At 44.2% G+C, this 24,238-nt stretch carries 24 protein-coding genes and 1 riboswitch; of the genes, 18 read left to right on the forward strand and 6 right to left on the reverse strand.

Annotated elements, in window-relative coordinates:
• Positions 1–67 precede the first annotated feature (67 nt).
• Both P4361_RS01800 and P4361_RS01805 read right to left on the reverse strand, forming a co-directional pair.
• Positions 68–934, reverse strand: coding sequence for a permease (locus tag P4361_RS01800; protein ID WP_328088096.1), 867 nt, complete (start codon positions 932–934; stop codon positions 68–70).
• Between the two features lie 264 nt (positions 935–1,198).
• Positions 1,199–1,471 (reverse strand): metalloregulator ArsR/SmtB family transcription factor, encoded by a 273-nt coding sequence (locus P4361_RS01805; protein WP_328088121.1) that lies wholly within the window; start codon positions 1,469–1,471, stop codon positions 1,199–1,201.
• A gap of 469 nt (positions 1,472–1,940) precedes the next feature.
• On the opposite strand from P4361_RS01805, the gene P4361_RS01810 reads away from it, so the two are divergent.
• The 4 genes from P4361_RS01810 to arsC all read left to right on the forward strand — a co-directional run bounded on the left by P4361_RS01810 (position 1,941) and on the right by arsC (position 4,573).
• Positions 1,941–2,342, forward strand: coding sequence for an ArsI/CadI family heavy metal resistance metalloenzyme (locus P4361_RS01810; RefSeq protein ID WP_328088097.1), 402 nt, complete (start codon positions 1,941–1,943; stop codon positions 2,340–2,342).
• Positions 2,343–2,468: 126 nt separating this feature from the next.
• On the forward strand, positions 2,469–2,816 hold the full coding sequence (locus P4361_RS01815; RefSeq protein ID WP_091002901.1) for an ArsR/SmtB family transcription factor: 348 nt from the start codon (positions 2,469–2,471) through the stop codon (positions 2,814–2,816).
• 15 nt (positions 2,817–2,831) lie between these two features.
• A complete protein-coding gene (locus P4361_RS01820) occupies positions 2,832–4,130 on the forward strand; it encodes an arsenic transporter (RefSeq protein WP_091002903.1) in 1,299 nt (432 codons plus the stop codon).
• Positions 4,131–4,153: 23 nt separating this feature from the next.
• A complete protein-coding gene (arsC, locus tag P4361_RS01825; RefSeq protein WP_328088099.1) occupies positions 4,154–4,573 on the forward strand; it encodes an arsenate reductase (thioredoxin) in 420 nt (139 codons plus the stop codon).
• A 44-nt stretch (positions 4,574–4,617) separates the two neighbouring features.
• Here arsC and P4361_RS01830 read toward each other — a convergent pair whose 3' ends face one another.
• Positions 4,618–5,214, reverse strand: coding sequence for a cupin domain-containing protein (locus tag P4361_RS01830; protein WP_053357025.1), 597 nt, complete (start codon positions 5,212–5,214; stop codon positions 4,618–4,620).
• A gap of 258 nt (positions 5,215–5,472) precedes the next feature.
• On the opposite strand from P4361_RS01830, the gene P4361_RS01835 reads away from it, so the two are divergent.
• The 4 genes from P4361_RS01835 to cyoD are packed head-to-tail and all read left to right on the forward strand — an operon-like array spanning position 5,473 to position 9,275.
• Positions 5,473–6,384, forward strand: a complete 912-nt coding sequence (locus P4361_RS01835) for a ubiquinol oxidase subunit II (protein WP_328088101.1) — start codon at positions 5,473–5,475, stop codon at positions 6,382–6,384.
• 27 nt (positions 6,385–6,411) lie between these two features.
• Positions 6,412–8,370 (forward strand): cytochrome aa3 quinol oxidase subunit I, encoded by a 1,959-nt coding sequence (qoxB, locus tag P4361_RS01840; protein WP_328088102.1) that lies wholly within the window; start codon positions 6,412–6,414, stop codon positions 8,368–8,370.
• Positions 8,370–8,969 (forward strand): cytochrome o ubiquinol oxidase subunit III, encoded by a 600-nt coding sequence (cyoC, locus tag P4361_RS01845; RefSeq protein WP_248253877.1) that lies wholly within the window; start codon positions 8,370–8,372, stop codon positions 8,967–8,969. Before qoxB ends, cyoC begins: the two co-directional genes overlap by 1 nt.
• Positions 8,970–9,275 (forward strand): cytochrome o ubiquinol oxidase subunit IV, encoded by a 306-nt coding sequence (gene cyoD, locus P4361_RS01850; protein ID WP_053357028.1) that lies wholly within the window; start codon positions 8,970–8,972, stop codon positions 9,273–9,275. It begins immediately after the preceding gene.
• 621 nt (positions 9,276–9,896) lie between these two features.
• On the opposite strand, the gene P4361_RS01855 is transcribed toward cyoD, so the two are convergent.
• A complete protein-coding gene (locus tag P4361_RS01855) occupies positions 9,897–10,223 on the reverse strand; it encodes a nuclease-related domain-containing protein (RefSeq protein WP_328088104.1) in 327 nt (108 codons plus the stop codon).
• Positions 10,224–10,697: 474 nt separating this feature from the next.
• Between P4361_RS01855 and P4361_RS01860 the strand changes: the two genes are divergently transcribed.
• From P4361_RS01860 to P4361_RS01875, 4 genes are all read left to right on the forward strand, one after another.
• The gene (locus P4361_RS01860; RefSeq protein WP_328088105.1) at positions 10,698–11,975 is read left to right on the forward strand and encodes a murein hydrolase activator EnvC family protein; all 1,278 of its coding nucleotides are present in this window, start codon (positions 10,698–10,700) and stop codon (positions 11,973–11,975) included.
• Positions 11,976–12,049: 74 nt separating this feature from the next.
• Entirely contained in the window at positions 12,050–13,096 is a 1,047-nt protein-coding gene (locus P4361_RS01865) for a hypothetical protein (protein WP_328088106.1), read from the forward strand.
• A gap of 131 nt (positions 13,097–13,227) precedes the next feature.
• Complete coding sequence (locus P4361_RS01870) at positions 13,228–14,268, forward strand: methylated-DNA--[protein]-cysteine S-methyltransferase (protein ID WP_328088107.1); 1,041 nt, start codon at positions 13,228–13,230, stop codon at positions 14,266–14,268.
• Positions 14,269–14,292: 24 nt separating this feature from the next.
• Complete coding sequence (locus P4361_RS01875; RefSeq protein ID WP_328088108.1) at positions 14,293–14,838, forward strand: bifunctional transcriptional activator/DNA repair enzyme AdaA; 546 nt, start codon at positions 14,293–14,295, stop codon at positions 14,836–14,838.
• Between the two features lie 47 nt (positions 14,839–14,885).
• Here the strand turns inward: P4361_RS01875 and P4361_RS01880 are convergent, their stop codons facing one another.
• Entirely contained in the window at positions 14,886–15,992 is a 1,107-nt protein-coding gene (locus P4361_RS01880; RefSeq protein ID WP_328088109.1) for a citrate synthase/methylcitrate synthase, read from the reverse strand.
• A gap of 105 nt (positions 15,993–16,097) precedes the next feature.
• On the opposite strand from P4361_RS01880, the gene P4361_RS01885 reads away from it, so the two are divergent.
• Together P4361_RS01885 and cccB are read left to right on the forward strand one after the other, a co-directional pair.
• Positions 16,098–16,976: a LysR family transcriptional regulator gene (locus tag P4361_RS01885; RefSeq protein WP_091002936.1), complete on the forward strand. Its 879-nt coding sequence runs from the start codon at positions 16,098–16,100 to the stop codon at positions 16,974–16,976.
• 18 nt (positions 16,977–16,994) lie between these two features.
• Entirely contained in the window at positions 16,995–17,318 is a 324-nt protein-coding gene (gene cccB, locus P4361_RS01890) for a cytochrome c551 (protein WP_053357037.1), read from the forward strand.
• Between the two features lie 291 nt (positions 17,319–17,609).
• On the opposite strand, the gene cls is transcribed toward cccB, so the two are convergent.
• Positions 17,610–19,058, reverse strand: a complete 1,449-nt coding sequence (gene cls, locus P4361_RS01895) for a cardiolipin synthase (RefSeq protein ID WP_265409608.1) — start codon at positions 19,056–19,058, stop codon at positions 17,610–17,612.
• A 367-nt stretch (positions 19,059–19,425) separates the two neighbouring features.
• Here cls and P4361_RS01900 point away from each other — a divergent pair, with 367 nt between their 5' ends.
• From P4361_RS01900 to P4361_RS01915, 4 genes are all read left to right on the forward strand, one after another.
• On the forward strand, positions 19,426–20,634 hold the full coding sequence (locus P4361_RS01900; protein WP_328088110.1) for a glycine betaine/L-proline ABC transporter ATP-binding protein: 1,209 nt from the start codon (positions 19,426–19,428) through the stop codon (positions 20,632–20,634).
• The gene (locus P4361_RS01905) at positions 20,631–22,364 is read left to right on the forward strand and encodes a glycine betaine ABC transporter substrate-binding protein (protein WP_328088111.1); all 1,734 of its coding nucleotides are present in this window, start codon (positions 20,631–20,633) and stop codon (positions 22,362–22,364) included. Before P4361_RS01900 ends, P4361_RS01905 begins: the two co-directional genes overlap by 4 nt.
• A 121-nt stretch (positions 22,365–22,485) precedes the next feature.
• A complete protein-coding gene (locus tag P4361_RS01910) occupies positions 22,486–22,710 on the forward strand; it encodes a YuzF family protein (RefSeq protein ID WP_053357041.1) in 225 nt (74 codons plus the stop codon).
• 60 nt (positions 22,711–22,770) lie between these two features.
• Positions 22,771–23,661, forward strand: a complete 891-nt coding sequence (locus tag P4361_RS01915) for a manganese catalase family protein (protein WP_062237897.1) — start codon at positions 22,771–22,773, stop codon at positions 23,659–23,661.
• A 183-nt stretch (positions 23,662–23,844) separates the two neighbouring features.
• A riboswitch (SAM riboswitch) is annotated at positions 23,845–23,943 on the forward strand.
• Positions 23,944–24,238 lie beyond the last annotated feature (295 nt).

Here is a 24,238-nt window from a genome sequence, read left to right on the forward strand (position 1 = left end):
AAGCGAGCAGCCTGGAGCGGAGATCAACAGCTACCAGACTTCTTGGACAGCCCCTTTTTATCCTCTCTTAAATCAAGTAGAATATAAAACCCGAAATAGTAGACATGGTAAAGACAGAGAAGACAAACGTATAAACCAGCCTCTTTTTAAAGATGGATTTTAATAATATGACTTCGGGCAAACTGGCGCCAGCCGAACTGATGATCATGGCCATTACAGGTCCTAACGCCATACCTTTTGCTATCAGAATCTGTGAGATGGGAATCATGCTCGACAGCCGAATGTAAAGCGGGATTCCGATGGTGGCGGCAATCGGAATCAGCCACCAGTGGTCTCTTCCAAAAACGGATGAAATCCATTCTGTTGGAACCAGTCCATGAATTACAGCTCCAATGGCTGCCCCGAGAACCAAGTATGGATATACACTTTTCATGAGGTCCCAAGTTTCTTTTAACGCCAATTTGACATTGAACTTTTGAGTTTGTTCTTCGTATCCTGTCATCACCACGTTTTTAACTGAGTTTTCGTACCCAAGTTTCTCAAGCATAAACCCAATGATGATGGAGAACACGGAGGTTAAGAGGGTATAGATCACCGTCACCTTCCAACCTAATGCGACGCCCATGATGGTTAAGATGGTGGGATCAAGAACTGGTGAAGCGAAAAGAAAAACCATTACGATGCCAAATGGCATTTTCTTTTTTAACATGTTGACGACTACTGGAATCGTGGAGCAGGAACAAAAGGGTGTAATAAACGCAAACACGATGGCCGCTATAGCGGCGATGACCTTGTTTTTCCCGGCTAATTTCTTTTCTATTTTTTCATAGGGAATATAACCTTGAAAAAGACTGATTAAAAAGGATATCGCAATGAAGAAGAGGGTTAATTCTAAAGCAATGGAACCGAATGATTTTAACGTTTCAATCCACATACTTCATCTCCTCCTTAAGAGCACGCACTGGTGCAGCAGGTCTCCGTTTTTAATGATGCAGGCATTGCCTGACTTCTTGTTTTACTTGTAATCTGTGGAACGTGATGCATCCAGGCATTCCTTGCGTTTCTTTCAACCATTTCTTGACGAGCTTTTATCCATTGGTAAACGGCATACTCATGAAACATAATTATTCCTCCCAAGTTTTAATCAAATAATTTTGATTTATTAATCAAAAAAAATTGATGTAATTTCGAAAAAAATTTAACAGCTTGGTTTAAAAATGCAGCAGAGTTCGTGTGATAACAAATGATTAATTTCTTCTGTATTGATGTTGTAATAGCTCCAGGTGCCTCTTGTTTCCTTGGTTAGAATGTTGGCATCCCATAGGATTTTCAAGTGATACGACAATTTAGATTGAGTCATATCCATGAGGGGAGCAAGATCGCAGACACACATACTTCCTCTTTGGGTTAGGATGTTCATTATTTGCAACCGTTTTTTGTCGGCAAGGGCTTTGAACTTGCTTTCATACATCTCAAAATCATTTTCTGTTGAACGATGGTTGTCATTTGAAACATCTTTAAGCGGAATTTCTTTTTGCACGTTCATTCACCTCGATTAAAATCAAACTTTCTTGATGTACTCATACTATATCCATTATTTTCAAATGTCAACTCCTTTATCAAAAATATTTGATTTAAATTCGAAAGTATTATTTTTACTTACTTTTATCTTATGATGAAATATAAAAGAGGTAAACATTAATAATCAATTTTTTTTGATTAAACACTTGCAATTAGAAAAATCTGCTAATATACTGTCATTAAATCAATTAAAATTGATTTAGTGAGGAGGAGAAAATTTGAGCTGGTTACGCAAACTAACTGGAAAGTCAACTAAACAATCAGATTGCTGCAAGATTGAAATCAAGGAAGTAAAAGAAGAAGCGAAAGAAGCGTCGTGCTGCAATAAATAAAATCATTCTTGGATGGAGGGTTTCACGATGAAAATGCATGTGGGCATCAATGTCACGGATCTGGAAAAATCCATGGAGTTCTATTCTAAGGTTTTTAATACAGATCCAGTAAAAGTGAAGGCAAATTATGCGAAATACTTACTCAAAGATCCAGGTCTTAACTTTAAATTAAACCTCAAAGGCAAAGTATCAGGAAATCAGGTCGGCCATTTCGGTTTCCAAGTGGAAAACGAGGAAGAAGTGATAAAACACAAGGATCGTTTAGAGAAGTTAGGATTTTTTGCCCGTGAAGAAATGGATGTTTACTGCTGCTATGCCACTCAAGATAAATTTTGGGTGACGGATCCAGACGGGAATGAGTGGGAATTCTTTTATACGAAGAGTGATAGAGAAGTACATGAACCAACAAAATCAGCGTCTTGCTGCTAAATCATACTAGGTCACCTGTTATTCCGGCAGGTGACTTTTTGTTGATACGAATTTATTGTTGCGTACATAAGTATATACTTATATAATGATGACGGATAATGTGATGATATTGGAGGTGCTTGCTGGATGGCCAGTCAAGAATTAAAATTGGAAACCGCTGCTAACATACTAAAATTATTAGGCGATAAAACACGGTTAGCCATGGTGAAAATATTGTCTGAGAACGAATGCTGTGTCTGTGAATTTGTCGATCTGTTTCAGATGAGCCAGCCAGCCGTTAGTCAGCACCTGCGAAAGTTAAGGGATATCGGTTTAGTTAAAGAACGGAGAAACGGGCAGTGGATCTATTATTCATTAAATGCTGCTTATCCTTTTCGTTCGTTTGTCCTGCAAGTCATTCAGGGCTTACCGAGTCAGCAGTATCGTATAGAAGAATTAGAGGCACAGGGAAAACGAATTTCTTGTGATAGTTAAGGAGGTATTATATTTGTGAGTTCAGTCATTATTGCCAGTATCATTTTTTTAGCCACACTGACGTTTGTGATCTGGCAGCCAAGAGGTCTTAGTATTGGATGGTCAGCTTGTGGAGGAGCTCTTATTGCTTTGCTCTTTCAAGTGGTCTCCTTTCAGGATGTAATAGATGTAACGGGAATTGTTTGGAACGCTACTCTCACATTTGTTGCTATTATCATTATTTCTCTTATTTTAGATGAGGTAGGGTTCTTTGAGTGGGCGGCTCTTCATGTGGCCCGCTATGCAAATGGAAACGGGATCAGAATGTTTTTGCTGGTAACGGTATTAGGAGCAGTGGTGTCCGCTTTCTTTGCCAACGACGGAGCTGCGTTAATCTTAACTCCTATCGTTTTAGCGATGGTTCGCCATTTGAAATTTGAGCACAAAATGGTGATCCCATTTATCATGGCCAGCGGGTTTATTGCAGATACGACTTCCTTGCCGCTGATCGTCAGCAATCTGGTGAATATTGTTTCAGCCGACTTTTTCGGCATCAGTTTTTCAGAGTATGCCAGCCGTATGATCATTCCCAATCTCTTTAGTCTGCTGGCAAGCATTCTTGTACTCTATCTGTATTTCAGAAAAAGCATACCAAAGACATACGATGTCAATCAGCTGAAAAAACCGGCAGAGGCCATTAAAGATGTAAAAATGTTTACATTGTCATGGTATGTATTAGCTGTTCTGCTCGCTGGATACTTTATAGGAGAATTCTTCTCTGTACCTGTATCCTTCATCGCAGGAGTCATCGCGGTTATTTTCTTGGCAGCTGCAAGAAAAAGCTCAGCCGTCCAGACAAGAACAGTAATAAAAGGTGCACCTTGGGCGGTCGTATTCTTTTCCATCGGTATGTATGTTGTCGTGTATGGTTTGCGAAATGCAGGACTGACCAATTTATTGGCTAGTGCCATTGAATCCGTCACACATCATGGACTATTTGCAGGAACGATTGGAATGGGCTTTATCGCAGCAGTCATCTCTTCTGTGATGAATAATATGCCAACCGTTATGATTGATGCGTTAGCCATATCTGATACCCATACTACAGGTGTCATGAGGGAAGCCTTGATTTATGCGAACGTGATCGGTTCGGACTTGGGGCCGAAACTTACACCGATTGGTTCGTTAGCTACATTATTATGGCTTCATGTGCTGAATACTAAAGGCGTGAAAATAACATGGGGATACTACTTTAAAATTGGGGTCGTTTTAACCGTTCCAACCTTGTTTATAACGTTGACAGGTCTCTATCTATGGTTAATTATCCTTCATTAAATTGAGTTAAGGAGTGTTTGAGAATGGCTAAAAAAACAATCTATTTCTTATGTACCGGAAATTCATGCAGAAGCCAGATGGCAGAAGGCTGGGCTAAAAAGCATCTTGGTGAAGACTGGGAAGTAAAAAGCGCAGGGATTGAAGCACATGGCTTAAATCCCAATGCGGTTAAAGCGATGAATGAAGTGGAGATTGATATTTCGAATCAAACGTCTGACATCATTGATCCCGATATTTTAAATAACGCAGATCTTGTTGTCACGCTCTGCGGGGATGCGGCTGACAAGTGCCCGATGACTCCTCCGCATGTAAAACGAGATCACTGGGGATTTGATGATCCGGCGAAAGCGGAAGGAACAGAAGAAGAAAAATGGAAGGTGTTCCAGCGCGTCCGTGATGAAATCGGAGAACGTATCGCAACGTTCGCGAAAACAGAAAAATAACAAGCAAGGCTTACCCGTCGAGGTAAGCCTTTTTTTTTGCCGTTTTAATATGGCGGATGATAGAAAGTCTGAGGATAATGGCTTGGATAATACTGATCTTGGCGTTGTTCTCCACTGCAGTTTTTCGGCGGCCCGATAAACGTGGTGGACTGGACGGGTGCGACCGTTTGGATCCATTGTTTTTCATTCATGCAATATGTGTGAGCCATGATGTTGGACGGGGTGAATTTTAAAAGATCGGAACCCAGGATGACATCCGGGGTCGGTGAGTTGAATATAGCCAGCAGGTGGGTTTGGTCAGAGGCAGCCACTTCATAATGCCACCAGCCTTGAGGAACGTTAGCAACCTGCCGGGGTCCGATCGGATAGTGATGGAACTGTTTCGTAAACGGATTGAAGATGGAAACAACAGCAGAACCGGAAATGCAGTACACAAGCTCTGCGGCATTTTGGTGATAATGAGGTTCGACGACGTTATTGGTGCTCAAGAAAATATCCAATAAGGAAACATTGTCCAACGTGTTTAACTGCTGGATCCCCAAAACATTTATATAATTCTCGCGGTCTTTGGTGAACACGTTGCTGCTGACATCGGCGGTGTATTGAGTGGCTGGTGATGTGTAATCCAGGTTTTGCACCATAGTTTACCCTCTTTCTTTTGGCAGATGGTCACTACCATACCCTATGCAGGTGCCCAGATGGCGTGACAGTATTTTTTCCTGCTGCGGCCTTATTTGTCCACTTTGTGACAAAAGAAGCAGAACAGGCCTTATTTTTATGAAAGTGTGATTTATATCACATATGAGAAAAGCCCCTCCGTTATAGCATGAAATAGTACTTATTTCACTCCGTCAGGAAGATAGAAACATTGTTTCAGGTTATGAAAGGAGAGGTCACACATGAAGAAACATACGTCCGGCTATCTTTGGAAGGTTTCTGCTCTGGGCATCACCCTGTTAGCACTTCTAACAGGATGCGACCGGCGGTATCTCGTCTTTAATCCGTCCGGGCCTGTCGCGCAAAAGGAGTTTGACTTAATTGTATTGTCTGCGGTTTTATGTGCCGCTGTGGTGATACCGGTTTTAGTTTTGCTTTTTTATATCGTATACAGGTACCGTGACAAACCGGGCAATAAAGCACCGTATACGCCAGAGTGGAATGACAGCAAAATATTGGAGATCGTGTGGTGGGGAATTCCGGTCATCATTATTTGTATTTTAGGCGTTTACACTGCCAAAACAACGTATTCTCTTGTCAAACCGCCGGTGACAGATGTAAAACCGATTACCATTCAGGTCACCTCACTCGATTGGAAGTGGCTGTTTCAGTATCCCGATCAAAAAATTGCGACCGTCAACTATGCGGAAATTCCGGCCGGCGTTCCAGTTCAATTCCAATTAACATCGGATTCGATGATGAACTCGTTCTGGGTTCCGGAGCTTGGCGGACAAGAATATACGATGCCGGGAATGGCGATGAGGCTCTGGCTGCAGGCAGACAAGACGGGAACGTACTTCGGATCTGGTGCCAACTTTACCGGAAAAGGTTTTGCACATATGAAATTTAAGGTGGTTGCCAAGCCGCAGGCTGAATTTAACCAATGGGCACAACAAATTAAAAAATCAGCTCCGGCGCTAACTCAGGAGAGATATGATCTGCTGACGAAAAAAGGACTGGCAGAGAAACAATCATTTTCTTCGTATCCTGAATCCTTGTTTCATAACACGATCGACCGCAACGGCGGCAAATATATGAAGCCTGAGATGAAGCACGGGGGACATGACATGTCGATGATGGACCACGATAAATAATAGAAAAGAAGAAAGGGGGAAAAACAGATGGCAGACAAGGCGAAAGGATTTTTTGTAACCGGCGATCCGCTGATTTATGGCGCGGATGTTGCCATTGTGATCACGCTTCTTGGTATTTTGGTTTTTCTTACGTTTTTCAAAAAATGGGGCTGGCTGTGGCGCGAGTGGCTCACAACCGTTGATCATAAAAAAATCGGAATTATGTATTTGGTATCCTCCCTCCTCATGCTGTTCAGGGGAGGAGTTGACGCACTGCTCATGAGAATGCAGCTGGCGTTCCCGAATTCACACTTTTTGGATTCACAGCATTACAATGAGATTTTTACGACGCACGGCACAATCATGATTTTGTTTATGGCGATGCCCTTTATGTTTGCACTGTTTAACATTGTGGTGCCGCTGCAGCTCGGAGCGCGCGATGTCGCGTATCCGTTCTTGAACGCGCTGAGCTTCTGGCTGTTTTTCTTTGGCGCCATGCTGTTCAACTTATCCTTTGTTGTGGGAGGATCGCCGGATGCCGGCTGGCTGAGCTATCCGCCGTTATCCGAACTTGCGGGAAGCCCGGGGCCGGGACAAAACTTCTATATCTGGGGAATTCAAATCTCTGGGATTGGAAGTCTGGCAACTGGAATTAACTTTCTCGTCACCATTTTAAAGATGCGTGCTCCCGGCATGAAACTCATGAAGATGCCGCTGTTCTCCTGGTCTGTACTAGCCAGCTGCATCACGATCATCTTCGCGTTTCCTGTATTGACGATAACGCTGGCGTTATTGTTTGTTGACCGCTTTTTCGGTGCCCATATCTTTACGGCAACCGGAGGCGGAAATCCGATGATGTATGTCAACCTGATCTGGATGTGGGGACATCCAGAAGTGTATATCGTAGTGCTGCCGGCGTTCGGTATCTACTCAGAGGTCGTCAGCACCTTCTCGAAAAAGAAAATTTTCGGCTATAAATCCATGGTATTTTCCATGATGATCATCAGTGTACTTTCCTACTTTACGTGGGTCCATCACTTTTTCACGATGGGTGCCGGAGCCGATGTGAATACGTTCTTTGCCATAACAACGATGGCAATCGGTATTCCAACCGGTGTTAAAGTATTCAACTGGCTGTTCACGATGTTCCGCGGCCGCATCAGCATGACGCAGCCGATGCTCTGGACGCTCGCTTTTATTCCCTGCTTTGTCGTTGGGGGAGCGACAGGGGTCATGCTGGCTGTTGCGCCGGCTGACTATCAGTACCATAACAGCTATTTCCTGATTGCCCACTTTCATCAGGTCTTGATTGGCGGGGTCGTCTTCGGGTATTTGGCAGGACTCTACTACTGGTGGCCGAAAATGTTCGGCTTTAAATTGAACGACCGCCTCGGCAAATGGGCATTCTGGACATGGAACATCGGGTTCTATGTATGCTTCATGCCGCAATATGCGCTTGGATTCATGGGCATGACCCGCCGTGTCTATACGTACGGATGGGACATGGGATGGGCGCCGTACAACCTTGTTTCCACGGGTGGCGCGTTCCTTATGGGAATCGGCTTCGTGTTCCAGGTGTGGCAGATCCTCTACAGCATCAAGAACGGCGAGCGCGATCTTACAGGAGATCCGTGGAACGGCCGGACGCTGGAGTGGTCCATTCCATCTCCTGCTCCGCTTTATAACTTTGCCTATATTCCAGAGGTGAAGAGTGATGATGCCTGGTGGGATATGAAGGAACATAAGCATGGAGCTGCATATGAAAAAGTAAATAAAGAGTTTGAACCGATCCACATGCCTAAAAACTCAGGTATTCCATTTTTCATGGCGGCGTGCTGGTTTGTAGCTGGATTTGGGCTTACTTTTGAATGGGTGTGGGTAGGAATCGCCGGCTTGGCTGGTGTAGCCATCTGCTTGCTGGCCCGTTCCTTCCAGCGGAAAACGGACTACTACATTCCTGTAGATGAAATCAAGCGGACGGAAGCTTCTTTAGGGAGGGTCGTGTGATGGCACAATCGGTAACGTCTATGGATACCCGCCACGAGGCGCATCACGATACGTTTAAATTGCTGGGCTTTTGGATTTTTCTTGTAACAGACTGTATCATTTTCGCTTGTTTGTTTGCTGTATATGCCGTCTTGAGGACTCACACAGATGGAGATCTTACAGGGCATGAGCTGTTTGAGGTCAAGGGCTTTACTGCTGAAACCTTCATCCTTTTGGCAAGCAGCTTTACGAGCGGGCTTGCTTCACTCGCGATGCATAAAGGAAACAAAAAACAGCTGATGGCATGGCTGGCGGTCACCGTATTGCTCGGTATGTCCTTTGTGGGACTTGAAATTACGGAGTTTGCCAAAATGGCAGCTGAGGGAGCAACGATATCCACTAACGCGTTTCTTTCTTCCTTTTTTACACTGGTCGGAACGCACGGACTTCACGTCACGTTCGGTTTGATCTGGATGATTGGTGTGATGGTTCAGATCGGCAGGCACGGCATCGACCATCTGACCAAAGAAAAAGTAACGATTGTCGGCCTGTACTGGCATTTTCTCGATGTCGTCTGGATTTTCATCTTTACCGTTGTTTATCTGTTGGGGGTGATGTAGATGAACGGACATGAAAACCATGGTTCAGCAAAGACATACATTATGGGTTTTCTCTTTTCCATCATTTTAACGATCATCCCGCTGTGGCTTGTGATCCAGCATGTGATGAGCAAGAGCATGCTGACGGTTTCCATTCTTTTGATCGCTTTACTGCAGCTCATCATTCAGTTTTTCTTCTTCATGCACATTAGAGAAGGAGAGAAGCCGAGGTATCATGTGATGGCACTTGTGCTTGGAGCTGTCATGGTGTTCACGATCGTAGCCGGCTCCATCTGGATCATGACGTTTAATTCTCAGGTTCATTAAGGGAATAGACTTTACCTTTTGTAGTTCCTGTATGCTGGAGGAGCATGTCGGAAAGCAGATCATGAGCGATAAATCGAGATGAAAGCTGGAGAAAGTGCCGGCACTGCTGATTAGTGATGGGCGGCTGAATAAGAAAATAATAATCTTGTAAAGAGGAAATGTGGGCATCGCTTAATGAATAGGAGCAGGCGATGCAGACCCATTTTCCTCTTTTTCTTTTCATGGGAAGGGTAAAACATACCGGGCAATGCACGCCGGTGAGAAGGTCGGTTGGAGGTATGAGGAAGTATTCGAGGGAATCGAATGTTTCAGGTGTATGCTTTTTGATAAGAAGAGTGGACAACCGTTTTAACTGCTTTTTGCTCAGAATCTCATTTGTGTGCAGTTGGTTAAGGTGTTCTATTTTTTCAGGGACTAAAGAGCTTCGGGTAATGTACTTGAGGTTACCAGGACTGCCTTTGGTTCGAATGATGGTCCGGGGACTGCTGATAACAACGAGGCATTCAATGGGGAGCGGTGGTAGACGGTTCTTTGTAAGCCATTCGGTTAACAGCTTTTTATGGCGTTGGATTTGTATGATCGGATATGCAAATCCTTCTTCTTTACCTTCGTGTGTACGAATCAGCTGTGGATGTGTTTCGTCAAAAGAAGTGAGCCTGAAAAATTCTTCACTTCTAGATTGAGAAGGTAATAGGGTGTAAGAATGAGCAAATCCATTTGAATTTGACTGTTGAGAGCAGGAAGGCGTATGTCATGGAGGATAAGATGGTCCTTCGATGGAAATTCTTGCAGATAAAAGTCGAGGGACTGTTCGCCGCGGTATCCTTTGAACCGGCTGGCCAGCTCTTTTTCGATGATTGGACGTTTTGGATGGTTTGGGGGCAGTCTGCGAAGCAAGGCTTCTAGTTTTTTGATGATAAGAGGGATTTGTATAGATTTGACGATCATAGCAACACTTCTTATTAGATAGATTTCTCTTTTTTAGTAGATTTCCCTGCTTTAGAAGGGTGGTTTTATGGAGGGAGGAGAGCGGATGGGGAGTTTATGTGAAGAATTGAGCAGAAAAGGAGAGGAATTGTGCCGTACGCTCAATTAATTGAGCCGAACAACATTTAATTGAGCGTAACTCAATATAATTGATCCAAACTAAAAATTCAGATAACTGCGCTCAACTAAACCGGCTTAATTTCCACAAAAACCCCTACATTATCCCCATTCATTGTCAGTTCCTGCAAAGTAAAACCCCATCATTTATGTCAATTAATCACTCATTCTTACATTTCTTAGGTTATTTTCGCGAGTTTTGTAACAATTTGAAATATAGTTGTAATGTAATTGCCCAAAAACTCTATTATCTAAATGATATAATTGCACTTGGGATTAAAAGAGGGTGTAGGAGAACGTATGGAGGAGGCAATACCATTGAAAAGAAAGATATTAAAGGGGTTATTATCTCTAAGCATTGGCTTGAGCGCTTTTACATACACTTCTGCTAACGCGCAAACGTTAAGTGATATACATCAAAAGCAAGCTGAAAACCAGGCCAAAAAACAAGAAAAGAACGCAGAAATTAAAGACGTGCAAGGACAGCAGGACCAGGTGCTTGAGGAACTGCAAAAAATTGAGTCTACTCTGCAGCAGACGCTGAATAATATTCAGACGAAAAAAACAGAAATCAATGATACGAAAAACGAGATTCAAAGCTTGAAAGACCAAATTGCCAAGATTCAAAAACGCATCAAAGAACGCGATGCGATCTTAAAAGAGCGTGTCCGTTCCATGTATGAAAGTGGCGGAGCGGTGAAGTACCTTGATGTCGTACTTGGCTCACAAAACTTCGGTGATTTCCTTGACCGCTTGATCTCATTAAATTTGATCGCAGAATCTGATAAGTCCATTTTGGAAGATCAAAAGCGAGATAAAGCAGCAGTTGAACAGGATAAACAGCATGTAGAACAAAAGCTGAATTCCTTGAATGCGAAGCTTCAGGAATTAAATGGGCTGAATGATAAGCTCAGCGCCCAAAAAGAAGCAAAAAACAGACTGTCCGCTTCATTAAAGAAGAAGGAAACGCATCTTCATGAAGACGTGACAAGTATTGAAGAGAAAAATCAAATTCTTTCCGCACAGGAAAAAGCGGTAAAAGAAGAGATGGCAAGAGCAAAAAGAGAAGCTGAACAGCGCAAGCGTGAAGAAGCAGCCCGTAAAGAGGCAGCCAAACGTGCGGCTGAACGCCAACAAGAGCGGCATGATTCAGCGCCTTCACCTGCGCCGACTCATAGCGAGCCAAGTGTTTCAGCGAACTTTATCTGGCCTGCCAATGGCTACGTTTCATCGCCATTTGGCAAGCGTTTTGGCGGCAGTGATTTCCATCCGGGTATCGATATCGCTCAAGCTGGATCGGACAATGCGATCTCAGCAGCGGCTTCAGGTACGGTTGCCCGTTCTTACCTATCGTCTTCTTACGGTAATGTCGTATTTATTTCTTCTTTCATTGACGGCCAGCTGTACACGACTGTTTATGCACATATGAGTGAGCGTGCAGTCAGCACAGGACAAAGTGTAACTCAAGGACAACGACTTGGTACGATGGGTAATACTGGACATTCCACTGGACAGCATTTGCATTTCGAACTTCATAAAGGTGAGTGGAACTACGCGAAATCAAACGCTGTAAATCCAATCCCATATCTTCGTTAATCAACACATCAGGGAAGCATAAGGAGACATCTCCAGGCTTCCCTTTTTGTTTATAAAAATAGCGGGGTGAGAAGATGAAAGCCGGTCAAGCTCGTACGAACGCGTCAGATTGGGTGAAGAAGTACGCCAGCTCTGAAAGATGGTTTTTGGGTGCGTATTTCAGCGGATCGACCATCGGACTCGCAGACGACGAAGAACTGCCGGTTGGTTCAGACGTCGATGTCGTCCTTGTTTCCAAGGAGGACGAACCGCCGATGAAACCCGGCAAGTTCCTCTATCGTGATACCTTGCTGGAAGCTACTTATCTATCTCAAAAATTATTAAAATCAGCCCAAGAAGTGCTATCCTCTTACCACTTGGCAGGAAGCTTCCGTACGAACACGATCATTGCTGACCCCACAGGACATTTGCAGAAACTCCAACAGCAAGTGTCCAAGTATTTTCCGGAGAAAAAATGGGTGAGGAACCGATGCGAAAACGCAATGAGAAGAATTGAATCCGGGCTCGCTGCAATTCAGCCGAAAGCACCGATTCATGAACAAGTAACAAGCTGGCTGTTTCCGGCAGGGGTCACGACCCACGTTCTTCTCGTTGCTGCCATGAAGAATCCGACCGTCCGGCTCCGTTACCTTAAAGCGCGCGAGGTACTGGTGGAATACGGACAGGAGGGGTTATATACGGATCTGTTGAGGCTGCTCGGCTGTGAGCATTTTACTTCTGAAAAAGTGGAGCACCACCTAGCCAACCTTGAAGGAACCTTCGATGGTGCAGCGGCGGTCTCCAGGACGCCGTTCTTTTTCAGTACAGATATTACGAAAATTGCCCGTCCGATCGCCATTGATGGAAGCAGGAAACTGATTCAGGACGGTTTTCATCGAGAAGCTGTATTTTGGATTGCAGCCACGTTTGCGCGATGCCGCACGATCCTTGCAGCAGATGCCCCGCTTGATTTGCAAGAATCACTGGCTCCTGCTTTTACCGAACTCCTCGCTGATTTAGGTATTGCAACCACAAGAGATATCTTTGACAGGGCACAGGAAGTGATCAGCTTTCTGCCGGCTGTATGGGACACCGCCAATGCCCTTATGGCGGCCAACCCTGATATTAATAAAAATAAGTAAAGGCATGCCCCCGGATAAAGGGCATGTCTTTTTTAATACGCCGAGTAGACCATAAGAGCAAGAATGAGGACGATTTAAACCGATGAAAGCTGATAGAATGAGGGCAGAATAATGAAGAGGTGAGTGATGAGATGAATCAGATCAAGCGGTTTAACGAACTGCATCAAGGCAATGATTTGCTTTTGGTGAATCTTATGCTTCAGAAACGGTATGACTATATTGAACCTGAAAACGATAAGCATGCTGCCCTTTACGAAAAACTGCTTAGGAAGGATGAATACGCTGGCTATTATATCGGCGTGACGACAACTGGCATCGCATGCCGCTTTGGCTGCAGCGCTACACCTCCCCACAAGCAGAACACCGTCTTTTCCAAAAGATTATTTGATCTCGTCTGCTTCGGGTTCAGGGAATGCAAAGTTTGCAAGCCGTTAACCCATGGGACCGAACAAGAGGACATCCGGGACTTTCTTGACCTGATACAGAAGGAACAACATCCGGAAAAATATTTGAAGCAGATCTCTCCGGATGATTCCTCTTATAGCTGTGCGAGGAGATGGTTTTTGAAGCAGCATGACGGAGATCTGCAAAAGTACGTGTACGTCAAGCGGGTAAACGACATGCTCCGCAGCGAAAGCAACCGTGACGAAGAGCTCCCGAATACCCTTAGCTTCCAGAGATACTTGACGCCGATCGGTGTTTTGATCGCCTGTTTTTATGAGGGGGAATGCTGTTTGCTGGAATTTATGGACCGGCGGGCGCTTGAGACCGAGCTTGTTTTTCTGAAAAAGAGACTTAAAGCCAATCTCAAAAAGAGATCAAGCTCATTGAGCCGCCAATTAGGTTTCGAGCTCAAAGAGTATTTCTCCGGGTCACGCAAGGAATTTTCCGTGCCGGTTGCCAGCATCGGAACGGAATTTCAAGTGCAAACATGGAAAGCGCTGAAGGATATACCTTATGGCACGACGCGCAGCTATAAAGCGCAGGCGGAGCATCTGGGACGTCCCAAAGCCGTCAGGGCAGTGGCCAACGCAAACGGCAAGAACCGCATCTGCATCCTTATTCCTTGCCATCGGGTGATCGGGGATAATGGTGACTTGAGAGGATATGCGGGTGGATTGGATCGAAAACAATTTTTACTTGAACTTGAAAATAACAGAAGTTTACAATAGGAGCAGAGGAAGGGGACAGCGAAGATGGACAATCTCTCATTTGATGAGATGTGGGAAAAAATTATGGCGTGCGACAGTTCGTATGACGGTTTATTTTATACTGCTGTCAAAACGACAAAAATTTATTGCCGTCCTTCCTGCCGCTCAAGAAAACCGAAGAAGATCAACGTGGATTTCTATGGAACTATTCCTGAAGCAGTAGAGGCGGGCTTTCGAGCCTGTAAACGATGCCAGCCGGATGCCGGGCTTTCTCCGCAGATGGAGCTAGTCACAAGCGTCAAATCATTTCTTGTTCAGCATTATAAAGAACCGCTTGTTCTACAGGACATTGCCGATTTTGCCGGGGTCAGTCCGTTTTATCTGGAACGGCAATTTAAACAGGCGACCTCAGAAACGCCGAGGGAATATTTGGAGAAGATCCGGGTAGACAAGGCGGCCCATCTTCTTAAAAATACGAGCCTTACAAATCTCGAAATCTGCTATGAAGCAGGGTTTCGAAGTCCGTCAAATTTTTATAAAGTCTTTCGTACGGTCTTGGATTGTTCACCAAGTGAATTTCGTAATAAGTAAAAGCACTTCTCCTTTGCGGAAGTGCTTTGTGTTTTTTAGAATCGAATTCAGTTCTTCACATCTTCCTTGCTGTGTGTCGGCCCTATATAAACCGATTCGGGCCTGAATATCGTGTTGTCTTCTGACTGTTCAAGAACATGGGCGGTCCAGCCTACCATTCGGCTGGCCGTAAAGGTGGGCGTGAACAGCTCGTCATCCATTTGAATGGCCTTCATAATCGCTGCAGCATAAAATTCTACGTTCGTATACAGCGAACGTCCTGGTTTAAATTCCTGCAAAAGAGCAACAGCCGTGCGTTCTGTCTCAAGAGCCAGATCAAGCCATTGGTCTTTTCCTGTCATGTTTAAGAGACGCTCCTTCAAAGCGGCCGCTCTCGGATCAAGTGTTTTATATACGCGATGGCCAAATCCCATCAGCTTCTCACCACGAACTAACTTCTCTCGAATTACTCTTTCGGGATCGCCTGCTTCCGCCACTTCATCCAGCAGTGCGATCACACCGGAAGGGGCACCTCCGTGAAGGGGGCCTTTCATCGTCCCAATGGCTGATGTTGCAGCAGAAACGAGGTCCGATTCTGTGGAAGCTGTTACCCTTGCTGAAAATGTTGAAGCGTTCATCCCATGCTCCAGCGTCAAGATCATATAGGTTTCCAGCGCTTCAGCATGTGCTTTTAAAGGTGGTATGCCGTTGATCATATAAAGATAGTTTTCAACATGATCTAAGTCCTCGAAGGGAGAAACAAACGGCCTACCTTCTATGCTGCGTGTCCGATAGGCTATGATACTCGGAACGAGCGCTGTCAGTCTAATCGCTTGAGCAATCGTAGGTTTCCAGCCATATTCTTCAGAGCCTTCTGAAGAGATGGCGGTTCGGATCACGCTCATCAAATCCATGTTCTTTGGAAGGTGATCAATGATCTCTTTGATCGAACCTGAAAGCTTCCTGTTTCTTTTTAACTCATTCTTCAGATCGTTCAGTTCATTTTCAGTTGGAAATTTTCCATGCCATAGAAAGTAGGCTGTTTCTTCGAATGAATAGTGCTTTGTCACTTCGCCGATATCTAAACCTCTATACAGCAATTTTCCATTCAGGCCATCCACATGGCTGATGGACGTCTGTGCTGCCACAACACCTTTAAGACCTTTTTCCACCAATCATCTCTCCTTTTCTTCTTTGATAACATTGTATAGAATATATATAATTAAGAAAATTAAATCTTTTTAAAGAACTTGATTAGGATCATTAATAAGGAGATAATAATGGAGTTTAATTGGCTATATACCTTTTTAACGGCGGCAGAAACGGGGAATTTTAGAAAAACAGCAGAGATTCTTTACATATCACAGCCTTCCGTAACGGTTCATATTAAGCAGCTTGAAAAAGAAATCGGGGTATTGCTCTTTCATCGGGAAGGAAAGAAAGTTAAACTGACGGAAGACGGAAAACGATACTTGGATCATGCCAAAAAGCTGATTGCCGTTTATGAAAACGGGCTTGAAGATCTTGCTTCCTTCAGCCAGGGCTATACGAGCAAGCTTATCCTGGCCATCTCACCGCTGATCGCTGACACGATTCTTCCCTTTGTGCTGAAGCGATACTTAAATAAGCATCCTGAAACAGAAATATCGGTGAAAATCATAGAATCAGAACACATCGAACAAGCGGTATTGAACGATGAAGTGGATATTGGTCTATCATGTCTTCCTACAGCCAATTCCAATTTAATCTGTAATCTCCTATACAGAGACAAAGTGATCTTGGTTTGTACACACGATGGCCGGGATTCAGAATCCGCACCGCCTCTGGAGGAAGCAGAAGTATTCGAATTGAATTATCTATTGACTCATAATCACCCAGGTTACTGGGGAGGCTTGATTAAAACGATTAAAGCTAAATATCCTGGTGTGCGAATGATGAAAGTGTCACAAGTGCATATTACGAAAAGATTTATTATAGAAGGGCTTGGGGTATCCTTTCTGCCTGCCTCTACAGTCAGGCGAGAACTGCTGGAGGGAAGGATGCTGGAAGTGGACTGCCATTCTATTCAGCTGCCTGACGCCAATACCTATGCACTGACAAAATACGATCACTCCAAACAAAGAGAATTCCTTTCCTTTGTTTCCAACCATAGAATTTAAAAAAAGGAGAGAAAATCGATGAAAAAGAAAATGGCCATGATCAGTATGGCGATGCTGCTTTTGGCTGCATGTTCATCCAATAACGGACAGGACGAGCAGAAGAAACATGAAAAGCAAAACATGCTGGCTGCTGACAGTGTCTTTAAACAAAACTGTGCAAGCTGCCACGGAAACAATCTTGAAGGAGCAGCAGGGCCTTCTCTAAAACATATCGGAAGTAAATATTCGGAAAAAGAGATCATGAGCATTATTTTAAAAGGTCGAAATGGTATGCCGGCCGGTCTATTGACTGGCGGAGACGCGAGGCTTGTGGCGGAGTGGCTCAAGAAAGAACACAAATAGGACACCTTGTAGGGGAATGGTCTTGTAGCTCGTGAGGAATGGGATTGCATTGCATTGCCATTCTTAGAAACCAAGGATAAGCCAGCTTTTCCTTGATTTCTATTCAGGCTCTGCATTTGTTTCACAAACTGACTGCTCATTCTTCGCCAGCAGTCCCATTCTTGTTCTAAAAGTCAATAGATTTGAGGGTCTCTCTTAGCATCAGTAAGCGAGATGTTTTTGAGAGATTAGCAATAATACGCTCTAACAAGGTACATAACAAAAACCGCCTTTTTAGGCGGTTTTTGTGTTTTATAAGAGGGGGGAGAGCAGGCGGGAGATGGACTCTCTGAAGCGGATCCACTTCGAACGCTCCTGATATTGTTCCCACGTTAATTTACGGGAAAGCTTTACATCCTCGTGAAAAGCGTCCATCAGCTTTTTGGCTATTGTTTTGTTGTATATAAAAGCATTGATTTCAAAGTTCAGCTTTAAGCTTCGGATATCGAAATTGGCGGTCCCGACGGATGATATCTCATCATCTACAACAATCGATTTGGCATGGATAAAGCCGTTGTCATAGATATAGACTTTCGCACCAGCCTTCAGCAAGTCTCCGATATTGGATAACGAAGCCCAATATACGAAAAGATGATCGGGTTTATTCGGTATCATGATCTTTACGTCTACACCCGAATGGCAGGCGATCCGCAGAGTATCCAGCAGACTGGCATCAGGAACAAAGTACGGAGTTTGAATGGTGATTGAATGTTTGGCAAGGGAGATCATCTTGATGTAGCCGTCTTTGATCTGCGGCCACTCCGATTCGGGCCCGCTCGTAACAATCTGCATGCCGATAGCGCCTTTGCCGATTTCCTCAGGAAAAAGGACAGGATCATAATCAATATCATGTCCATATGAGGCTTGGTTCCAGTCTAGTATAAAACGGGTTTGCATGGAGTGGACGGCTGTGCCCTGAATCTTTAAGTGTGTATCACGCCAAAACCCAAACCTCGGGTTAAGCCCCAGGTATTCATCCCCTACGTTAAAACCGCCGACATAACCGATCTTGCCGTCTATAATAACGATCTTCCGGTGATTTCGGTAGTTCATCCGAAAATTAATGAAGGCAAACCTTGTGGGGAAAAAGACTTCAACCTCTCCCCCGGCCTTTCTGAGTTCGGAGAAAAAGCGCTTGGTGAGTCTTCGTGATCCCAATTCATCATATAAGACCCTGACCTTAACCCCTTGTTTTGCTTTTTCGACCAAGACATCCCTTATCTTTCTGCCAAGATTATCTTTTTTAATAATGTAATATTGCAGGTGTATGTGATGTTCTGCCCGTTCGATATCTTGAATCAGATTCTCGAACTTTTTCCCTCCATCAGTAAAAATTTCAACGGAGTTATCCCGTGAAAAGGGAGCCTCGTTATTGACGAGCTGCATGTAGATCAAGTCCTGGCTTGCTCTCTCAGGTTCGTTGCAAAACTCAAAGGACCCGTCCCGAAGATGCTTCATCTGGCTTTTTAAGGTTTTCTCCAAACCAAGCTTTTTTCGGTCATCCCATTGAAATAGCCGGTGTCTGCTTAAGTTTCGTCCGAACAATAAATAAAGAAAAAAGCCACCTAAAGGAATGAACACTAAGACAAGGAGCCATGCCCAGGTGGAACTGGCATCACGGCGTTCCCGAAATACGATGACGGCCGCAAGCAATATATTCAAAATGGTAACAAGCATAAGTAATATAGAAAAAATATGCATAAATTCTCCTTAACAAGCAAGAGTGCGGTAGATGTATAACATACCATACTCTCCTTGTATATTCCCAGTTCTTCAAATAACAAGCAGTATGACCGGATTGAATTTTTTCCATAACCCTAAACAAAGTGTATCATAGTCCCATTTATCTCCTAATGACTATTGCGAAAGAAAGCATATGGGAGGATATAAGAGGATATCTTCTTATATGTAAGTATATTATGGCTAACTGTTGGGATTCCTAATAGTAACTGTCACACACCCTTATATCAAAGGATACATAGTTTGGTGCAGCTAAGAAACTTCTTTACAATTAAAAAGTTGCGGTTAATCGTTGTCGAAAAATGTCGTGAAACTAGAGGTGATGTTAATGGAAGCAAAAGTGAGTATTAGAAATGTAACCAAAGTATTTGGCAAATCACCGAAAGCTGCCGTTCAATTACTGAAAAAGGGTTACTCCAAGAAAGACATATTAAAAGAAACGGGTAGCACGGTCGGTGTAAATAACGCATCGTTTGATATCTATCCAGGTGAGATCTTCGTGGTCATGGGGTTATCCGGAAGCGGAAAATCCACTTTGATTCGAATGATCAACCGGTTGATCGATCCTTCAAGCGGCGAAATACTTATCGATAATGAAGACATCGTGAAAATGCCTACCTCTCAACTTAGAGAAGTGAGACGCAAGACGATCAGCATGGTGTTTCAAAACTTCGCATTATTTCCTCATAAAACCGTGTTAGAAAACACGGAGTACGGTCTGGAAATACAAAATGTCTCCCCATCGGAACGCAAGGATAAAGCGATGAGATCCCTTGAAATCGTCGGATTAAAGGGGTATGAAAATCAGATGCCATCCCAACTGAGCGGCGGGATGCAGCAGCGTGTAGGCCTTGCAAGAGCACTGGCAAGCGATACTGATATCCTTTTGATGGATGAAGCATTCAGTGCCCTTGACCCGCTGATCCGGAAAGACATGCAGGACGAACTTCTTGAAATTCAGGATTCCATGAAAAAAACGATCATTTTCATTACACATGATCTGGATGAAGCTTTACGTATCGGCGACCGTATCGCCCTTATGAAAGACGGAAGCATAATTCAGATAGGAACACCTGAAGAAATTATGATGAATCCTGCCAATGAATACGTTGAGCGATTTGTAGAAGATGTGGATATATCACGCGTTCTTACCGCTTCTCACGTTATGAAACGGGCAGAAAAGATTTCTCCTGACAGAGGCCCGAGGGTCGCGCTGCAGATTATGAAAGATCAAGGATATTCAAGCATCTTTATCGTTGACCGCAAGCAAAGATTGCTTGGGGCCGTAACAGCAGATGATGCCTCTATGGCCATTAAGGAAAACAAGACGATCGAGGAAGTCATGAATAAAGATGTGCTGACTGCAAGTGAAGATACACTGCTTTCAGATTTGCTTGAACCGATGGCGAATACTAATATTCCTCTTGCCGTAATTGATGAAGAAAAACGGTTAAAAGGAGTTATCATCCGCGGCGCTGTCATTGGCGCGCTTGCTGGAAACCGCAATGGGCTGAACGGAAAGGAGGATGACGAATGAATTTTCCGAAAATCCCTTTAGCACAATGGGTTGACCATCTAGTAGACTGGATCACAAATACATTTGATCCTGTCTTTAATGCTATTACTGGATTTATTGAAGGGCTTCTTGACAACCTTGTTACTCTTCTTGGGATAGGTCCTTCTATCTTGTTAATTTTAATTATTACCCTTTTTGCTCTTTATACGAGCAGATGGGGAGTTGCTATTTTTACATTGGTTGGATTATTGTTAATCGACAATCTTGGATATTGGAATGCGACCGTCGATACGATCGCACTCGTATTGTCGTCAGTTGTCCTGACCATCGTGATCGGAATACCGTTTGGAATTTGGGCTTCACAAAATGATACGGCCAAACGGATCATCACACCGATTCTGGACTTCATGCAAACTATGCCAGCCTTTGTTTACCTAATACCATCTATTCTGTTTTTCGGAATCGGGGTTGTACCGGGTATCCTGGCTTCCGTTATTTTCGCGGTGCCTCCGACGATCCGCCTTACGAATCTCGGAATCCGTGAAGTACCGAGAGATTTAATTGAAGCCACAGAGGCCTTTGGTTCAACAACAGGGCAAAAGCTGTTTAAAGTACAGCTTCCTCTTGCTGCACCAACTATCCTTGCTGGTGTGAACCAGAGTATCATGCTTGCCCTGTCAATGGTCGTTATCGCTTCACTTGTTGGTGCACCTGGACTTGGAGCAGAAGTTTACCGTGCTGTTACTCAAATTAAAGTCGGTGAAGGTTTTGAAGCCGGAATTTCGATCGTTATCATCGCGATCATTCTGGACCGTATCTCTCAGAACTTGCGAAAACCGCTTTTCGGCAATATCATCAATAAAAAAATCGTTTATTCTGTATTGGCAGGTCTGCTAATCGTAGCTTACGCTGCAGTAGCGATCAGCCAGGCAAAACCAGATGAAACCAGCTCAAAAAATGTTGGTGACCAGGTGAACTATGAAATTACGGGTATCGATCCTGGTGCCGGATTGATGAAATCAACAGAAAAAGCAATGAAAGACTATGGTCTGAAGAAAGACTGGACACTGAAAGAAGGTTCAGCCGCAGCGATGACCGCCGAATTGAAAAAAGCGTATGAAAAGAAAGAACCGATCATCGTTACTGGCTGGACGCCGCACTGGATGTTCAGTAAGTACGATCTTAAATACCTGAAGGATCCTAAAGGGTCATACGGTAAAGGTGAATCCATTCATACCTTAACGAAAAAAGGGTTCAAGCAGGAAAATCCAGGTGCTAACAAAATCCTGGATCAGTTCTTCTGGAAGCCTTCTGACATGGAAGAAGTCATGGTGGATGTTCAAGATGGAGCACAGCCTGAAAAAGCTGCAGCGAAATGGGTGAAATCCCATAAACAAGAAGTAGGCAAATGGACGAAAGGCGCACAAAAAGGCAACGGAAAAGAAGTCAAGCTTGTCTATGTGGCCTGGGAATCCGAAATTGCAAGTACGAACGTAGTAGCCAAAGTTCTTGAACAGCAAGGCTATAAAGTAAAACTTCAGCAAGTTGAAGCCGGACCGATGTTCGCCGGTGTGGCTGATGGAAGTGCTGACGCTATGGTTGCGGCATGGCTGCCGACAACGCATAAGGATTATTACGACAAGTATAAAGGCAAATTTGAGGATCTTGGTCCAAACCTAAAAGGTACAAAATTAGGTCTTACCGTTCCAAAATATATGCCGATCGATTCCATCGAAGATTTAAAAAAATAATTTGATCTTCTTGAGGACAGCTTCCTGAAAGCTGTCCTCTTTTTTTAGGTAGACTAATGGCCAAATTCTCCTAATAAACATATAGGGAATACTGCAAATTGTACGTAAGGGAGAGGTCAGCATGAATAACATTAACTGGGTTGTGAGTGATCCATATGTGTATCAAGCGCTGCAGTCGGTTGTAAGCAAACCGGTTGTCGTCCAGACGGAACGTGGCTCGGTTCGCGGAACGCTTAAACAGGTTGTTCCAGATCACATCGTCGTAGAATCTGCGGGAAACTCCTTTTATATCCGAACTCAGCAGATCATTTGGGTCGTGCCAAATCCGCAATTGGTTCCCGAATAATACAACCTTCGCCACGCATAAGCATTGAGGTAGAACGGATCACAGCGGGGGTGAAGCACGATGATGAAGCGTGTGAACAAAATAGCGATAGAGCTTCCTAGGCCGGAACACGGTGACATGAACGGAGCCGCGGCGGTTCAGGAACTATTGGGCGGCAAGTTTGGTGAAATGTCCACGTTAAATAACTATATGTATCAATCGTTTAATTTTCGGGGGAAAAAGAAGTTTAAACCCTTTTATGACCTCGTTGCGAGTATTACGGCAGAAGAGTTCGGCCACGTCGAGCTCGTCGCCAACACGATTAATTTGATGTCGTTCGGAAATACGTTTCCAGGCGACCCTGACAGTACGCCTCTTCAGAATGGAAAAGATGCGCGTTATTCCCTCCACTTTACGACCACGGCACAGGCTGCTTACCCGGGGGACGGAATGGGCCGGCCGTGGAATGGAGACTTTGTCACCAACTCCGGAAGTCTTGTGGGTGATTTACTTCATAACTATTTGCTCGAGATCGGGGCAAGAACTCATAAAATGCGCTGTTATGAGATGACGGATCACCCAACCGCAAGAACGATGATCGGTTATTTGCTCGTCCGCGGCGGCACTCATATCATCGCCTATGCCAAAGCACTGGAAGTGGCAACAGGGGTTGAGGTTGGTAAGATGCTGCCCGTGCCGAGCCTGGATAACAACAAGTTTGATTATGCTAAGCCATTTATAGATAAAGGGCTTTCCAATGTTTTATATACATGGGGGGAGCCGGAGTACCGGGATATCAGTAAAATCTGGAAAGGAAAAAATCCTGAGACGGGACAGCAGTTAACTGTCATTGACGGCATGCCGGAAGGAGCAAAGGTTCCTGATTTTGAGGAACTGCCTGAAGAGTTTGCTCCGGGCATTGATCAGGATGATTATCAGCGGATTTTGAAGCGGCTGATGTCGAATATATAAGGGGATGCCGGGTCGCTGATGAGTTTTTTGCGGTTCGGCTTCTGTCTTTGTGGGTATTGAGCCAAACTCAGAAATAATTGAGCCTAACTCCAAATAAAGGATTTTAACTTATTATTCATACTATTTCACCCGGAAAACCTTGACATCCATCCTTAAATTAAGGTACTATACTAAAAAAATAAAAGCTATCCAGAGCGGCTGAGGGACTGACCCTATGAAGTCCGGCAACCCGCAAATGGGCGGTGCCAATTTCAGACAAGAATCCATTTTGGAAGATAAGCGGACATGAAATCGTCAAAATGAATGTGCCGCCTTCTCCAGATTTGGAGAAGCCTTTTTAATTACATACAGTAAGAGCTGACTAGACATCTAGAGGCTCGTTTAAGCAGAACTCGTTCTGTTTAAGCGGGTCTTTTTAATTGGCTGTTTTCGTAACCTTTGTTGCTCCTGTGAGTGGTTGATTTCCGTTCCAGGATGCTCGCTTTAACCGGCGTAAACGCCTACTTTCGCGGGGCGTGCGCTGAACCCCTCGGCGCTTGCGCCTGCGGGTTTCACCTGTCACGCTCGTCCCGCAGGA

Source organism: Fictibacillus sp. B-59209, assembly GCF_036216745.1.
Taxonomy (GTDB): Bacteria; Bacillota; Bacilli; order Bacillales; family Fictibacillaceae; genus Fictibacillus_C; species Fictibacillus_C marinisediminis.

Excerpts from the sequence above, each read along its gene's own strand:
- P4361_RS01800 (WP_328088096.1), bottom strand. The coding sequence starts at position 934 with ATGTGGATTGAAACGTTAAAATCATTCGGTTCCATTGCTTTAGAATTA.
- P4361_RS01805 (WP_328088121.1), bottom strand. The coding sequence starts at position 1,471 with ATGTATGAAAGCAAGTTCAAAGCCCTTGCCGACAAAAAACGGTTGCAA.
- P4361_RS01810 (WP_328088097.1), top strand. The coding sequence starts at position 1,941 with ATGAAAATGCATGTGGGCATCAATGTCACGGATCTGGAAAAATCCATG.
- P4361_RS01815 (WP_091002901.1), top strand. The coding sequence starts at position 2,469 with ATGGCCAGTCAAGAATTAAAATTGGAAACCGCTGCTAACATACTAAAA.
- arsC (WP_328088099.1), top strand. The coding sequence starts at position 4,154 with ATGGCTAAAAAAACAATCTATTTCTTATGTACCGGAAATTCATGCAGA.
- P4361_RS01830 (WP_053357025.1), bottom strand. The coding sequence starts at position 5,214 with ATGGTGCAAAACCTGGATTACACATCACCAGCCACTCAATACACCGCC.
- P4361_RS01835 (WP_328088101.1), top strand. The coding sequence starts at position 5,473 with ATGAAGAAACATACGTCCGGCTATCTTTGGAAGGTTTCTGCTCTGGGC.
- qoxB (WP_328088102.1), top strand. The coding sequence starts at position 6,412 with ATGGCAGACAAGGCGAAAGGATTTTTTGTAACCGGCGATCCGCTGATT.
- cyoC (WP_248253877.1), top strand. The coding sequence starts at position 8,370 with ATGGCACAATCGGTAACGTCTATGGATACCCGCCACGAGGCGCATCAC.
- cyoD (WP_053357028.1), top strand. The coding sequence starts at position 8,970 with ATGAACGGACATGAAAACCATGGTTCAGCAAAGACATACATTATGGGT.
- P4361_RS01855 (WP_328088104.1), bottom strand. The coding sequence starts at position 10,223 with ATGATCGTCAAATCTATACAAATCCCTCTTATCATCAAAAAACTAGAA.
- P4361_RS01865 (WP_328088106.1), top strand. The coding sequence starts at position 12,050 with ATGAAAGCCGGTCAAGCTCGTACGAACGCGTCAGATTGGGTGAAGAAG.
- P4361_RS01870 (WP_328088107.1), top strand. The coding sequence starts at position 13,228 with ATGAATCAGATCAAGCGGTTTAACGAACTGCATCAAGGCAATGATTTG.
- P4361_RS01875 (WP_328088108.1), top strand. The coding sequence starts at position 14,293 with ATGGACAATCTCTCATTTGATGAGATGTGGGAAAAAATTATGGCGTGC.
- P4361_RS01885 (WP_091002936.1), top strand. The coding sequence starts at position 16,098 with ATGGAGTTTAATTGGCTATATACCTTTTTAACGGCGGCAGAAACGGGG.
- cccB (WP_053357037.1), top strand. The coding sequence starts at position 16,995 with ATGAAAAAGAAAATGGCCATGATCAGTATGGCGATGCTGCTTTTGGCT.
- cls (WP_265409608.1), bottom strand. The coding sequence starts at position 19,058 with ATGCATATTTTTTCTATATTACTTATGCTTGTTACCATTTTGAATATA.
- P4361_RS01900 (WP_328088110.1), top strand. The coding sequence starts at position 19,426 with ATGGAAGCAAAAGTGAGTATTAGAAATGTAACCAAAGTATTTGGCAAA.
- P4361_RS01905 (WP_328088111.1), top strand. The coding sequence starts at position 20,631 with ATGAATTTTCCGAAAATCCCTTTAGCACAATGGGTTGACCATCTAGTA.
- P4361_RS01910 (WP_053357041.1), top strand. The coding sequence starts at position 22,486 with ATGAATAACATTAACTGGGTTGTGAGTGATCCATATGTGTATCAAGCG.
- P4361_RS01915 (WP_062237897.1), top strand. The coding sequence starts at position 22,771 with ATGATGAAGCGTGTGAACAAAATAGCGATAGAGCTTCCTAGGCCGGAA.